Origin of the sequence: Paraburkholderia caffeinitolerans (assembly GCF_902859945.1) — a bacterium.
GTDB lineage: Bacteria > Pseudomonadota > Gammaproteobacteria > Burkholderiales > Burkholderiaceae > Paraburkholderia > Paraburkholderia caffeinitolerans.
Genome location: NZ_CADIKL010000009.1, coordinates 203,532 through 217,422, shown reverse-complemented (window position 1 = coordinate 217,422; position 13,891 = coordinate 203,532). Strand labels below are relative to the sequence as shown.

At 63.5% G+C, this 13,891-nt stretch carries 11 protein-coding genes and 1 other RNA gene; 8 read left to right on the top strand and 4 right to left on the bottom strand.

The window, feature by feature from the left end:
* Positions 1-119: 119 nt before the first annotated feature.
* Positions 120-728: a DUF2059 domain-containing protein gene (locus HV773_RS11950; RefSeq protein WP_129563375.1), complete on the bottom strand. Its 609-nt coding sequence runs from the start codon at positions 726-728 to the stop codon at positions 120-122.
* 205 nt (positions 729-933) lie between these two features.
* On the bottom strand, positions 934-3,537 hold the full coding sequence (gene gyrA, locus HV773_RS11945) for a DNA gyrase subunit A (RefSeq protein WP_129562530.1): 2,604 nt from the start codon (positions 3,535-3,537) through the stop codon (positions 934-936).
* Positions 3,538-4,125: 588 nt separating this feature from the next.
* Between gyrA and ompA the strand changes: the two genes are divergently transcribed.
* From ompA to ssrA, 4 genes are all read left to right on the top strand, one after another.
* Complete coding sequence (gene ompA / locus HV773_RS11940; protein ID WP_129562531.1) at positions 4,126-4,776, top strand: outer membrane protein OmpA; 651 nt, start codon at positions 4,126-4,128, stop codon at positions 4,774-4,776.
* 185 nt (positions 4,777-4,961) lie between these two features.
* Entirely contained in the window at positions 4,962-5,660 is a 699-nt protein-coding gene (gene ubiG / locus HV773_RS11935; protein WP_129562532.1) for a bifunctional 2-polyprenyl-6-hydroxyphenol methylase/3-demethylubiquinol 3-O-methyltransferase UbiG, read from the top strand.
* A gap of 22 nt (positions 5,661-5,682) precedes the next feature.
* Positions 5,683-6,414, top strand: coding sequence for an HAD-IA family hydrolase (locus HV773_RS11930; protein ID WP_129562533.1), 732 nt, complete (start codon positions 5,683-5,685; stop codon positions 6,412-6,414).
* A gap of 67 nt (positions 6,415-6,481) precedes the next feature.
* Positions 6,482-6,851, top strand: a transfer-messenger RNA (tmRNA) gene (ssrA, locus tag HV773_RS11925).
* Positions 6,852-6,984: 133 nt separating this feature from the next.
* On the opposite strand, the gene HV773_RS11920 is transcribed toward ssrA, so the two are convergent.
* Positions 6,985-7,251, bottom strand: coding sequence for a hypothetical protein (locus HV773_RS11920; RefSeq protein WP_129562534.1), 267 nt, complete (start codon positions 7,249-7,251; stop codon positions 6,985-6,987).
* Between the two features lie 125 nt (positions 7,252-7,376).
* A complete protein-coding gene (locus HV773_RS11915) occupies positions 7,377-8,456 on the bottom strand; it encodes a substrate-binding domain-containing protein (RefSeq protein ID WP_129562535.1) in 1,080 nt (359 codons plus the stop codon).
* Positions 8,457-8,587: 131 nt separating this feature from the next.
* Between HV773_RS11915 and HV773_RS11910 the strand changes: the two genes are divergently transcribed.
* The 4 genes from HV773_RS11910 to HV773_RS11895 are packed head-to-tail and all read left to right on the top strand — an operon-like array spanning position 8,588 to position 13,880.
* Positions 8,588-9,103, top strand: a complete 516-nt coding sequence (locus HV773_RS11910; protein ID WP_129562536.1) for an NAD(P)H-dependent oxidoreductase subunit E — start codon at positions 8,588-8,590, stop codon at positions 9,101-9,103.
* A complete protein-coding gene (locus HV773_RS11905; protein ID WP_129562537.1) occupies positions 9,100-10,665 on the top strand; it encodes a formate dehydrogenase beta subunit in 1,566 nt (521 codons plus the stop codon). The genes HV773_RS11910 and HV773_RS11905 overlap by 4 nt, the downstream gene beginning before the upstream one ends.
* 16 nt (positions 10,666-10,681) lie before the next feature.
* A complete protein-coding gene (gene fdhF, locus HV773_RS11900; protein WP_129562538.1) occupies positions 10,682-13,618 on the top strand; it encodes a formate dehydrogenase subunit alpha in 2,937 nt (978 codons plus the stop codon).
* 4 nt (positions 13,619-13,622) lie between these two features.
* The gene (locus tag HV773_RS11895) at positions 13,623-13,880 is read left to right on the top strand and encodes a formate dehydrogenase subunit delta (protein WP_129562539.1); all 258 of its coding nucleotides are present in this window, start codon (positions 13,623-13,625) and stop codon (positions 13,878-13,880) included.
* Positions 13,881-13,891 lie beyond the last annotated feature (11 nt).

Here is a 13,891-nt window from a genome sequence, read left to right as displayed (position 1 = left end):
CCAAGCCGGTGCGCCGAAAAAATAATGGCCGCTTGTGCTTATCGCACAAACGGCCATTATCGCATTGTCGCCGGGAACCCGCCAACGCGGGCCTCCCGGGCAAGTGCGACAGGCGATGCTTACTTGGCCGGCTTGACCGAAGCGACTTCCTTGTCGGCCTGGTCGCGCGTAGCCTTGATCGACTGCGGCATGTACTTCTGCATCAGACCGTTGACGACGTCGCGGCCCACCTGGTCTTGAACCTGGATGAACTTGCGGCCGGTCGGGCTGCGGTAGAACGTGGTCAGGTCCTTGATTTCCTGCGTGCTGTAGTACTTGGCATAAGCGTCGTACTGAGCCTGCATTGCGTCCTGCTTGAACGAGTCCGTAGCGAAAACCTGGCCTGCCGAGTCAACCAGCTTCGGCACTGCGTTCTTCTGCAGCGAGGGGACGGAAGCTTGCTTCTGCTTGTCCGTCATCGTCTTGTTTTCCGACAGCGCGTCCGACAGGATCGCCGGGACGAGCTGCTTAGCCTGCATTTGCGCGCTGTTGCCGATTGCGCCGACGAGCTTCTGCGCATCGATCGCGTCCAGCAGGTCCTTGATCGCGGCTTGCTTGGCCGAATCGATCGGTGCTGCGGCAGCAGCCGGCGCCGCCGGGGCGGGCGCCTGGTTCTGAAGCGCCTGCGCCATGGCGAACGTCGGCACGAGAGCGGCCAGCAACATCACCTGCTTGAATCGTTTTTGCATCATTACTCCCTCTGAGAAAATAATCGAACTGCCTGCCGCGCGAACCGCGGGGCGCTCCGGGGCGCGCGTTGCGCGCCCTCCGCCCGATCCAGCGATCCAGCCGGCACCATTCAGCACCGTTGGCCACTCAAAACACCTACGGCATCCTGATACGAAGCGGCCCGCTCACGCGGGCCGCCTGGCCACATCAACCTGCACGCAAAACTTACTCTTCGCTTTCGTCCTCGCCTTCAGCGATATCGCCTTCGGCATCGGCCTCCGCGACTTGCTGCAGGCCGGAAAGCTTCGTGCCTTCGTCAAGGCTGATGAGTGTAACACCTTGCGTCGCACGGCCCATTTCACGGATCTCCGAGACACGCGTGCGGATCAACACACCCGTGGTCGTGATCAGCATGATCTGGGCTTCGGAGTCCACGAGCGTTGCCGCCACGACCTTGCCATTGCGCTCCGACGTCTGGATCGCGATCATGCCCTTCGTGCCGCGGCCGTGGCGCGTGTATTCGGCGATCGGCGTGCGCTTGCCATAGCCGTTCTCGGTGGCGGTGAGCACCGACTGCTGCTCGTCTTCGGCCACGAGGAGCGCGATGACCTGCTGGGTATCCTCGAGCTGCATGCCGCGCACGCCGCGCGCTTCGCGGCCCATCGGGCGCACGTCGTTTTCGTCGAAGCGCACTGCCTTGCCGGCGTCCGAGAACAGCATCACGTCGTGCGCGCCGTCGGTAATGGCCGCGCCGATCAGGTAGTCGCCCTCGTCCAGACCGACCGCAATAATACCCTTGCGCAGCGGGCGGCTGAATGCCTCGAGCGGCGTCTTCTTGACCGTACCAAGTGCGGTCGCCATAAAGACAAACTTGTCCGCCGAGAACTCCTTCACCGGCAGCACAACCGTAATCTTCTCGCCGTCCTGGAGCGGGAACATGTTGACGATCGGACGGCCGCGCGAGTTGCGCGAGCCCTGCGGCACTTCATACACCTTGACCCAGTACACGCGGCCGCGATTCGAGAAGCACAGGATGTGGTCGTGCGTATTGGCGATGAAGAGCGTGTCGATCCAGTCGTCTTCCTTCATCGAGGTGGCCTGCTTGCCGCGACCTCCGCGCTTTTGGGCGCGATATTCGGACAACGGCTGCGATTTCACGTAACCCGCGTGCGACATGGTCACCACCATGTCCTGCGGCGTGATCAGATCCTCGGTGTTCAGCTCGGTCGCATTCATCTCGATCTTCGAGCGACGGGCATCGCCGAATTCGCTCTTGATCGCGGTGAGTTCGTCGGAGATCATCGTCGTTACGCGCTCGGGGCGCGCAAGGATGTCGAGCAGGTCGGCGATTTGCGCCATCACTTCGCGGTACTCGCCAATGATCTTGTCCTGCTCCAGACCCGTCAGGCGCTGCAGACGCATTTGCAGGATTTCCTGCGCCTGCGTATCGGACAGACGATAGAGGCCATCGGTCTGCATGCCGTACTGAGGGTTCAGCCCCTCCGGACGATATGCGTCGCGGCCGCCCGCCGAGGCGTTCTCCTGCTCCGCACGCGTGAGCATCTCGCGCACGAGCGACGAGTCCCACGGACGGTTCATCAACTCCTGCTTCGCGATCGGCGGCGTGGGCGCGGCCTTGATGATGGCGATGAAGTCGTCGATATTCGCGAGCGCGACCGCGAGGCCTTCGAGCACATGGCCGCGTTCGCGCGCCTTGCGCAGTTCGTATACCGTGCGCCGCGTGAGCACTTCGCGGCGGTGCGACAGGAAATGCTCAAGCATTTCCTTCAGGTTCAGCAGCTTCGGCTGGTTGTCCACCAGCGCGACCATGTTCATGCCGAACGTGTCTTGAAGCTGCGTAGCCTTATACAGATTGTTGAGGATGACCTCGGGCACTTCGCCGCGCTTGAGCTCGATCACCACGCGCATGCCGCTCTTGTCCGACTCGTCGCGGATGTCGGAAATGCCTTCGAGCTTCTTCTCGTTGACGAGTTCGGCAATGCGCTCGAGCAGCGAACGCTTGTTCACCTGATACGGCAGCTCGTCGACGATGATCGCCATGCGCTGGCCGCGGTCGATCTCTTCAAAGTGGGTAGCCGCGCGCATCACGACGCGCCCGCGCCCGGTGCGATAGCCGTCGCGCACGCCGGCGACGCCGTAGATGATGCCGGCGGTCGGGAAATCGGGCGCCGGAATGATTTCGATCAACTCATCAATCGTGGTCTGCGGATTCCTCAGCAGATGCTGGCAAGCATCGACCACTTCGTTGAGATTGTGCGGCGGAATATTCGTGGCCATGCCGACCGCGATGCCCGACGAACCGTTGATGAGCAGGTTCGGAATGCGCGCGGGCAGAATCTGCGGTTCGCTTTCGCTGCCGTCGTAGTTCGGCCCGAAGTCGACGGTTTCCTTGTCGATGTCGGCGAGCAGCTCGTGGCCGATCTTCGCCATGCGGATTTCGGTGTAACGCATGGCCGCGGCGTTGTCGCCGTCGATCGAGCCGAAATTCCCCTGGCCGTCGACCAGCATGTAGCGCAGCGAGAAGTTCTGCGCCATCCGGACGATGGTGTCGTAAACAGCCGTGTCGCCGTGCGGGTGGTATTTACCGATCACGTCGCCGACGATACGCGCCGATTTCTTGTAAGCGCGGTTCCAGTCGTTGTTCAACTCGTGCATCGCGTACAGCACGCGCCGGTGCACGGGCTTCAGGCCATCGCGCACATCCGGCAGTGCCCGCCCGACGATCACGCTCATCGCGTAGTCGAGATACGAGCGGCGCATTTCCTCCTCAAGGGAGATAGGCAGAGTCTCTTTGGCGAATTGATCCATTATCGATGTCGTTATCGGGCGCACGGGGCTGCCGGCAAGCCTGCCTGCCGAACCAACCGCGCAACGCGCCCTGCTGTCGCATGGACGCCGCAGATGCAGCGCAATCTTATGATTCTATCATGCGCGAGCCCCCCGCCCGCCGCCCAGGGGGGCTATCTACGTATACCTATTAGTGGGGCGAGCCCGAGCGGCTCAGAACGGCGCACAGCGGCTCAAACGCGCCGCCTCGCGCTGGCAAATATCGTGCGCGGGCGATATTCGCGCCATATTCGTGTGACAAAGCGCAGCACCCGGAACCGGACACCTTGCGCTCCGCCACCAACCAGGCACACTACCAGGAGATCGAACGGGAACTTTTTGTTGCGGGTGTACCACATTCGACCAGCCCTTATGAAAGGGGCAGATTTTTTTTATCGTCGGACGGGAACGATATGGCAAAATGCCAACGCACAAAGTTAGACACCGCTCGAAGTCTACACAAGACGTGTCTCACAACTCGCCAATGTTATACTTCGAGCAATGTATGACTAGTCTTCGTCATATGGCTCGCAGTAAACCTGCGGTAATCTCAATTTCGAGAGGAGAAATATGAATAAACTTTCAAAGCTCGCGTTCATTGCAGCTACCGCAGTTATGGCTGCATCCGCCCAAGCACAATCGGTGCCGGCGTCGCGACAAGCCGTCAATGACAACTGGGTGAATGGTACCGGCGAATACGTGTGGATGAACGGCACGAACGAGCTTTGCTGGCGCGATGCATTCTGGACGCCGGCCACCGCCAACGCAAAGTGCGATGGCGCACTGGTCGCCCAGGCACCGCAGCCGCCGGTCACGCCGCCGCCGGCAATCACGAGCCAGAAGATCACGTATCAAGCTGACGCCCTGTTCGACTTCGACAAGGCTATCCTGAAGCCGGCTGGCAAGGAAAAGCTGGACGATCTGGCAAGCAAGACCCAGGCGCTGAACCTCGAAGTCATCGTTGCAACGGGTTACACCGACCGCATCGGCTCGGCTGCCTACAACGACCGTCTGTCGCTGCGCCGTGCGCAAGCTGTCAAGTCGTACCTGGTCAGCAAGGGCGTTCCGGCCGACCGTATCTACACGGAAGGCAAGGGCAAGCGCAACCCGGTTACGACTGGTTGCAACCAGAAGAACCACAAGCAACTCGTCGCCTGCCTCGCACCGGATCGCCGCGTGGAAGTCGAAGTTGTTGGCACGCAGAAGCAACCGCAACAGTAATTTGCGAGCTGCAACAGCAAGCCTCAAAGCCCCGCTTCGGCGGGGCTTTTTTATTTCGCCTGCTTTTCACCGGGTATGAGCGCCCTCTCCGGCATTGCAGCCCATTTTGCCGCTGCAGGCCCCCGCCTATATACTCGGGGCTTACTTATTCTCCCCCGCCCTGGCGCACCAGAGGCCTCTCCGACATGACCAATGCCGATCCCCACGAGTTGCAGAAGTTCAGCGATCTTGCTCATCGCTGGTGGGACCCAAACGCAGAATTCAAGCCGCTGCACGAGTTGAACCCCATCCGCCTTGGCTGGATCGACAGCCATGCGCATCTGTCTGCCAAGCGCGTGCTCGATATCGGCTGTGGCGGCGGCATCCTGTCGGAGTCGATGGCCGGTCTCGGCGCGAATGTAAAGGGCATCGACCTCTCCAGCGAAGCGCTGGGCGTGGCGGACCTCCACAGCCTTGAAAGCGGCATCACGGTGGAATACGAGGAAATCGCAGCGGAGGCAATCGCGGCACGCGAGCCCGCTTCGTTCGACGTGGTCACCTGCATGGAGATGCTCGAGCACGTGCCGGAGCCCCTGAGCGTGGTCAAGGCCTGCGCGACGCTCGTGAAGCCCGGCGGCTGGGTGTTCTTCTCCACGCTCAATCGCAATGTGAAGGCGTATCTGCTTGCCGTGATCGGCGCGGAATACATCGCGCAGATGCTGCCCAAGGGCACGCACGATTACGCGCGCTTCATTCGCCCTTCGGAGCTTGCGGGCTTCGTGCGCGAAGCCGGGCTGCGCGCGGCCGAGATCAAGGGCATCACCTACAACCCGCTCACGCGTCGCTTTGCGCTGTCGAACGACTCCAGCGTCAACTATATGATTGCCTGTCAGCGCGACGCCTGAAGCCCCCGCGCCTTCTTCCGATATGACTCAGACTCAGCTTGAAAGTACGCCCGCGCCGGACTCCCGTGCGACGCTGGACACCTGCGACGCCGTGCTTTTCGACTTCGACGGCACGCTCGCCGACACAGCGCCCGACCTCGCCGCCGCCGTCAACCAGATGCGTCACGCGCGAGGCCTGGCGAGCGCGCCCTACGAGAAGCTGCGGCCGCTCGCCTCGGCGGGTGCGCGCGGCCTGATCGGCGGGGCGTTCGGCATCGGCCCCGACGACCGGGAGTTCGCAGCCATGCGCGAAGAGTTCCTCGCTAATTACGCCGCCAATCTGCGCGTGGAGACAGCGCTCTTCCCCGGCATCGACGCGGTGCTCGACGACCTCGACGCGCGAGGTGTGCGCTGGGGCATCGTCACCAACAAGGTCGCGCGGCTCACCGACCCGCTCGTCAAACTGATGCATCTCGACAAGCGCGCGGCCTGCGTCGTGAGCGGCGACACCACGCCCTACTCGAAGCCTCACCCCGCTCCGCTGCTGCATGCGGCGCAGGCGCTAAGGGTTGACGCCAAACGCGTGGTCTATGTGGGCGACGACCTGCGCGACGTGCAGGCTGGCCACGCGGCCGGCATGGCGACGATCGCAGCAGCCTATGGCTACTGCGGCAACGTCGAGCCACCGGCGCAATGGAATGCCGATCACGTGGCCGACACCGCGGCGTCACTGTTTTCCCTGCTTCGGTCCGTGGGTCGGGGAAAAGCGAATTGATGCGCACGCCCTTGATTCGGGGGCGGTTAGCCTCAACTGCTGAACTATGTGATAATTGACGTTCCCCGGGGCCGACCTGGTTTCGACAGGGGTTATGAAGTAGGCAGGGCATGCCGAGGACCCGTCACCTCGTTAATCAATGGGAAAAACGTAACTGCAAACGACGATACGTTCGCACTGGCAGCCTAAGGGCCGCCGTCCTCTGCCTAGCTCACTGACGGGCTAGCGTCGCAAGACCGGTAGCAATACCGCCAGAGGTCATATACGTCAGTTAAGCTCTGTCGGCGTCACGACGCCAGAGTCGAAAATCTAGTGAATCGCCGTAGCGCAGCGTGTTCGTCCGCGTCGCTGCGGTTAAATCAAATGACAGAACTACGCATGTAGAACTGTTTATGGACTGCTTCTGGACGCGGGTTCGATTCCCGCCGGCTCCACCAGATATCAAACAAAAACTCGCGACAGCCCAAAAGCTTCGCGAGTTTTTGTTTTTCCAGCGCCCAATTTAACTGCGCCGCAATGGCTGCAGCAGACAAAGTCGCGGCGCATTCGCGCCGCCAGCCACCCCGCCGCTCAATTATCCTGAGGGCACTGCAGGTTACAGCCGCTCGGATCCCCCATATCGCCCTTTTTGCGCGCCGCCGACGGCTTGCCGTGCTGATATTTGTCTGAAGGCGCCGATGCCGCGAACGGCATTTGCGGATGCTCGTTGAGCTTGAATCCGTCAGAGAGGATACCGCCCGGCACGCCCGGCGAATTCTGCGCGAAGGCGAGATCGGCGGTTGCAAATAGCGCTCCCGCGGCGGCGGCAGCGATACAAATATTAAGCAGGAATTTCATGGTCGATCAGTACGAGCAAAGCGCATCAAAAATAGCGCATTAAAAACAGTGGGCCAATAACGGCTCAAAGTATCACAAAAAGCGGCGCAATCTGCAGCGCCAATCGACCGCGATGTTGCTTTGTATTACAAAACCCTTCCCGACCAGCCCGCGCCAAGCGGCACAACCGAGCCGCATTCGCCCGGATCGTAGCCCTCCAGTTGCGCTACAGATTGGCGAAACGGCGCGCTGCGCAACAACTGCAGCACGCTCGCCAGCGGCTCACGCTCCAACTGCGCCCGCTCGCACGCGAAATAGTAGTCTTCGTCGGCAATCGGGATGAAATCGAGGCCGAAGTGGTGCGCCGCCGGCTCCACGCCGAAGCCCACGTCAGCCATGCCACTCGCGACGAACGCCGCGATCGCCGAATGCGTCAGCTCCGCTGACGCATAGCCGTTCACCCGTTCCGGGTCGACGCCCACTCGTGTGAGCAGCAGATCGATCAGGAGGCGCGTGCCGGAGCCCGGCTGCCGGTTCACGAAGCGGATGTCGCCACGAGACAGGTCGGCGAGGCCGGCAATTCCGCGCGGGTTGCCGCGCCCGACGAAGAGACCCTGTTTGCGGCGCGTGAGGTGAATCAGCACGTGGCGCTGTGGATCGAGCCAGTTGCGGTAGGCGTCGGCGCAGGCCTCGCGAAAATCGCTGCGCGGAAGATGAAAGCCCGCCAGATCGCATTCGCCGCGCGCGAGCGCCGTGATGGCGTCGGCACTGTCGCGATATTTGATCTCCACGGGCACCTGGTCGGCCACGAGCGCGGTGACCAGCGCCGCCACGGCGTAGCCATGCGAGGCGTGGATGCGCAGGTCCTGCACATCGGGCGCCAGCCAGCGGTTCAAGTCGCTCGCCACTTCGCTCGCGAGCGCCTGAAGGTTGCCGGACAGGCGCTCCGTGCAAAGGCGCTGCGAGCGCAGCACCGCCTCGCCCAGTTCCGAGAGAACGGAGCCACGCCCGCGCGCCTTGGCGATCAGCGCGCCACCCAGGCGCTCCTCCAGATCACGCAACAACCCCCACGCGTGACGATAGGACAAACCCTTACGTTGCGCGGCCTGCGCAATGCTGCCTTCTTCCGCAACGAGCGCGAGAAGCGGCACGACGTCCGTCAGACTGGCCTCCCGGCCCTGGACGTCGCGCACCACCAGTTGCGCCTGACATTCGACCTTGATCATTATGAAGTCTCGTTTCCTATTGCGCCGCCCTTCTTACGGGCCTATTGTTCGTCCATACAAGAAAACAACCCCAGCATAGATGCGCACTTTATGAATAGCAAGTGCATATATGCCTCCACAGGAGCTCTACAGTGGACGAGACAACCGCAAGCACGCCCGACGCACTCGTGCAGCGCCATGCCCAACCGGGCCGCACCCTGCTCGCGATCCTCCATGCGATCCAGGACGAAGCCGGCTTCGTGCCGTCCGCCACGGTCGCCCCGCTCGCGAAGGCGCTGAACCTCTCGCGCGCCGAAGTGCATGGCGTCATCACCTACTACCACCACTTCCGCACCGCGCCGCCCGCGCCCGTGGTCGTGCAACTGTGCCGTGCCGAGGCATGCCGCAGCATGGGCAGCGAAGCGCTCGCGCAGCACGCCGAGTCGCACACCGGCTGCCGCTTCAAGCAGCACGGCCACGCCGGCGAGCACGACCATGCGCACGCAGGTGAAGTCGAGCTGGAGTCGGTCTATTGTCTCGGCCAGTGCGCGCTGTCGCCCGCCATGATGATCAACGGCACGCTGCATGCACGCGTGACCCCGCAGAAGTTCGACGCGTTGCTGGCAAAAGCGGTGGCCGCCGTCGCCCACACCGAGGAGGCCGTATGACGCGCATTTATGTTCCCTGCGATTCGTCGGCGCTCGCGCTCGGCGCCGATGAGATCGCCGCCGCCATCCAGCGCGAAGCCGCTGCGCGCGGCGTGGCCATCGAGCTCGTGCGCAACGGCTCGCGCGGCCTGCTGTATCTCGAACCGCTCGTCGAGGTCGAAACGCCCGATGGGCGCGTCGGCTATGCGAACGTTGAAGAAGACGATGTCGCAAGCCTGTTCGACGCGGGCTTCCTGCAAGGCGCGCAACATGCGCGCTCGGTCGGCCTCGTCGAGCAGATTCCGTATCTGCGCAAGCAGCAGCGCCTCACGTTCGCGCGCATCGGCATCACGGACCCGCTCTCGACCGACGATTACGTCGCGCATGGCGGGCTCGAAGGCCTGCGCCAGGCGCTCACGATGAGCGGCGCCGACGCCTGCGCAGCACTGATCGAATCGGGTCTGCGCGGCCGTGGCGGCGCGGCCTTCCCCGCCGGCATCAAGTGGCGCACCGTCGCCCAGGCCCAGGCGGACCAAAAGTACATCGTCTGCAATGCCGACGAAGGCGACTCGGGCACGTTCTCCGACCGTCTCGTGATGGAAAGCGACCCGTACGTGCTGATCGAAGGCATGACGATCGCCGGGATCACGGTGGGCGCTACGGTCGGCCATATCTATGTGCGCAGCGAGTATCCGCACTCGATCGCCGCGCTTGAAGAAGCGATCGCCCGCGCACGCGCCAAAGGCTGGCTCGGCGACGACGTGCTCGACAGCGGCAAGCGCTTCGACCTGTTCGTCGCAAAGGGCGCAGGCGCCTACGTGTGCGGCGAGGAAACTGCGCTGCTCGAATCGCTCGAAGGCAAGCGCGGCATCGTGCGCGCGAAGCCGCCGCTGCCCGCGCTCTCGGGCCTCTACGGCAAGCCGACGGTCATCAACAACGTCATTACGCTCGCCACGGTGCCGATTATCTTCGCGAAGGGCGCGGCGTACTACAAGGACTTTGGCATGGGCCGCTCGCGCGGCACCCTGCCGTTCCAGCTCGCGGGCAACATTGCGCGCGGCGGGCTCGTGGAGCTCGCATTCGGCGTAACGCTGCGCGAGCTGATGGTTGACTACGGCGGCGGCACCGCCAGCGGCCGCCCCGCGCGCGCCGTGCAGGTGGGCGGCCCGCTCGGCACCTATCTGCCCGAGAGCCAGTGGGACATTCCCATGGACTACGAAGCGTATGCGGCAGTGGGCGCGGTGGTCGGTCACGGCGGGCTCGTCGTGCACGACGACACCGCGAACCTCGCCGGCCTCGCCCAGTACGCGATGGAGTTCTGCACGCTCGAATCGTGCGGCAAGTGCACGCCGTGCCGCATCGGCTCGACGCGCGGCGTCGAGGTGATCGCGAAGATCCGCAACGGCGACACCTCCGAAAAGCAGGTCACGCTGCTGCGCGATCTGTGCGACACGATGGTGTCCGGCTCGCTTTGCGCGATGGGTGGCATGACGCCCTACCCCGTGATTTCCGCGCTCAACTTTTTCCCCGAAGATTTCGGTCTTGAACCTGTCCAGCCAGCCGCCAGCGCGGCGGCCGCCTGAACGAGGAGCCCCCACCATGTCCGACACGCTCATGCCCCAAACCGGCGGTTGCGGCTCCGGCAACTGCGCCTGTAAATCGGCAGCGATGAAGCAGCGCTCGCCCTTCGACGACACCGATTTCGGCACGCCGCTCGTCCACGCCGATGTGGACGTCACGCTCGAAATCGACGGCCAGTCCGTGACGGTGCCCGCGGGCACTTCCGTCATGCGCGCCGCGGTCGAAGCGGGCGTCAACGTGCCCAAGCTGTGCGCCACCGACTCGCTCGAGCCGTTCGGCTCGTGCCGCCTGTGCCTTGTCGAGATTGAAGGCCGGCGCGGCTATCCCGCTTCGTGCACCACGCCGGTCGAGGCCGGCATGAAGGTGCGCACGCAAAGCAATCAGTTGCAGAAGCTGCGCAGCAATGTGATGGAGCTTTACATCTCCGATCACCCGCTCGACTGCCTCACCTGCCCCGCTAACGGCAACTGCGAACTGCAGGACATGGCGGGCGTCACGGGCCTGCGCGAAGTGCGCTACGGCTTTGACGGTGCGAACCACCTTAAGGACAAGAAGGACGAGTCGAATCCGTACTTCACCTACGATCCGTCGAAGTGCATTGTCTGCAACCGCTGCGTGCGCGCGTGCGAGGAAACCCAGGGCACGTTCGCGCTGACGATTTCCGGACGCGGTTTCGAATCGCGCGTCGCCGCGGGCGCGAGCGAATCGTTCATGGATTCGGAGTGCGTTTCGTGCGGCGCTTGCGTGGCCGCCTGCCCGACCGCGACGCTGCAGGAGAAGTCGATCGTCATGCTCGGCCAGGCCGAGCACTCGGTCGTGACGACCTGTGCGTATTGTGGCGTGGGCTGCTCGCTCAAGGCCGAAATGAAGGGCAATGAAGTGGTGCGCATGGTGCCGCACAAGAACGGCCAGGCGAACGAAGGGCACGCCTGCGTGAAGGGCCGCTTCGCGTGGGGCTACGCGACCCACAAGGACCGCATCAAGAAGCCGATGATTCGCGCGAAGATCACCGATCCGTGGCGCGAAGTGAGCTGGGACGAAGCGATCAAATACGCCGCGACCGAGTTCCGCCGTATTCAGGACAAGTACGGGCGCGACTCGATCGGCGGCATCACGTCGTCGCGCTGCACGAATGAAGAAACCTATCTCGTGCAGAAGCTCGTGCGCGCCGCGTTCGGCAACAACAACGTCGACACCTGTGCGCGCGTGTGCCACTCGCCCACCGGCTACGGCCTGAAGACCACGCTTGGCGAGTCGGCGGGCACGCAGACCTTCTCCTCGGTCGATTACTCTGACGTGATCATGGTGATCGGCGCGAACCCGACCGACGGTCACCCGGTGTTCGGCTCGCGCCTGAAGCGCCGCGTGCGCAAGGGCGCAAAGCTGATCGTCGTCGATCCGCGCCAGATCGACATTGTCGACACCGCGCACGTGAAGGCCGAGCATCACCTGCAACTGCGCCCCGGCACCAACGTCGCGATGGTGAACTCGCTCGCGCACGTGATCGTCACCGAAGGCCTTGTGGACGAGGCATTCGTGGCCGAGCGCTGCGAGACGCGCGCGTTCGAGCAGTGGCGCGATTTCGTCGCGCTGCCGGAAAACTCGCCCGAAGCGATGGCCGAAGTGACGGGCGTGCCTGCAGAGCTAGTGCGCGCCGCCGCGCGCCTCTACGCACGCAAAGGCAACTCGGCGATCTATTACGGCCTCGGCGTGACGGAACACGCACAGGGCTCGACCATGGTGATGGGCATCGCGAACCTCGCGATGGCCACCGGCAACATCGGCCGCGAAGGCGTGGGCGTGAATCCGCTGCGCGGCCAGAACAACGTGCAGGGTTCGTGCGACATGGGCTCGTTCCCGCACGAGCTGCCGGGCTACCGCCACGTGAGCGACACGGTTGTGCGCAACGAGTTCGAGAGCGCCTGGAACGTCGCGCTGCAAAGCGAGCCGGGCCTGCGCATTCCGAACATGTTCGACGCAGCGATGGACGGCACGTTCATGGGCCTCTACTGCCAGGGCGAGGACATCGTCCAGTCGGATCCGAACACGCAACACGTGGCTGCTGCACTGTCGTCGATGGAATGCATCGTCGTGCAGGACATCTTCCTGAACGAAACGGCGAAATACGCGCACGTACTGCTGCCGGGCTCGTCGTTCCTCGAAAAGGACGGCACCTTCACCAACGCCGAGCGCCGCATCTCGCGCGTGCGCAAGGTGATGCCGCCGGTTGCCGGCTACGCGGACTGGGAAGTGACGATTCTGCTCTCCCGCGCGCTCGGTTACGAGATGGACTACACGCATCCGTCGCAGATCATGGACGAGATCGCGCGTCTCACGCCCACTTTCCACGGCGTCTCGTACAAGAAGCTCGACGAGATGGGCAGCATCCAGTGGCCCTGCAATGAAGAAGCGCCCGAAGGCACGCCGATCATGCACATCGAGGAGTTCGTGCGCGGCAAGGGCAAGTTCGTGATCACGAAGTTCATCGCCTCGCCGGAAAAGGTCACGCGGCGCTTCCCGCTCCTGCTCACGACGGGCCGCATCCTCTCGCAGTACAACGTGGGCGCGCAGACGCGCCGCACCGAGAACTCGCGCTGGCACGAGGAAGACCGGCTGGAGATTCACCCGGTCGATGCGGAAGATCGCGGCATCAACGACGGCGACTGGGTGGGCATCGAATCGCGCGCGGGACATACGGTGCTTCGTGCAAAGGTGAGCACGCGCATGCAGCCGGGCGTGGTCTACACGACGTTCCACTTCCCCGAATCGGGCGCGAACGTGATCACCACGGACGCCTCGGACTGGGCCACGAACTGCCCCGAGTACAAGGTGACCGCCGTGCAGGTGAACCACGTGCAGCAGCCTTCGGAATGGCAGCGCGAGTACTCGCGCTTCAACGAGACGCAGCTCGAGTTGCTGAGCAAGCGCGAACCGCTCACCACTTCAGGGAAATAACGCGATGAAAGCAGACAACCTGATCGAGATGGCGAACCAGATCGGCAGCTTCTTCGACTCGCTGCCCGATCGCGAGGAAGCGCTCACGGGCATCGCCGAGCACATCCGCAAGTTCTGGGAGCCGCGCATGCGCCGCACGCTGCTAGCGGCGCTCGACGCCCCGGCGTCAAACGGCGATGCCCAGCAGGCGGGCTTCACCGAGATCGTGTTCGCCGCGCTCACGCAGCATCGCGACTCGCTCACGCCCGCAGCGGCGGCTTGATCGCAAAACGC

Coding starts and splice junctions, on each gene's coding strand:
- HV773_RS11950 (WP_129563375.1), bottom strand. CDS start 728: ATGCAAAAACGATTCAAGCAGGTGATGTTGCTGGCCGCTCTCGTGCCG.
- gyrA (WP_129562530.1), bottom strand. CDS start 3,537: ATGGATCAATTCGCCAAAGAGACTCTGCCTATCTCCCTTGAGGAGGAA.
- ompA (WP_129562531.1), top strand. CDS start 4,126: ATGAATAAACTTTCAAAGCTCGCGTTCATTGCAGCTACCGCAGTTATG.
- ubiG (WP_129562532.1), top strand. CDS start 4,962: ATGACCAATGCCGATCCCCACGAGTTGCAGAAGTTCAGCGATCTTGCT.
- HV773_RS11930 (WP_129562533.1), top strand. CDS start 5,683: ATGACTCAGACTCAGCTTGAAAGTACGCCCGCGCCGGACTCCCGTGCG.
- HV773_RS11920 (WP_129562534.1), bottom strand. CDS start 7,251: ATGAAATTCCTGCTTAATATTTGTATCGCTGCCGCCGCCGCGGGAGCG.
- HV773_RS11915 (WP_129562535.1), bottom strand. CDS start 8,456: ATGATCAAGGTCGAATGTCAGGCGCAACTGGTGGTGCGCGACGTCCAG.
- HV773_RS11905 (WP_129562537.1), top strand. CDS start 9,100: ATGACGCGCATTTATGTTCCCTGCGATTCGTCGGCGCTCGCGCTCGGC.
- fdhF (WP_129562538.1), top strand. CDS start 10,682: ATGTCCGACACGCTCATGCCCCAAACCGGCGGTTGCGGCTCCGGCAAC.
- HV773_RS11895 (WP_129562539.1), top strand. CDS start 13,623: ATGAAAGCAGACAACCTGATCGAGATGGCGAACCAGATCGGCAGCTTC.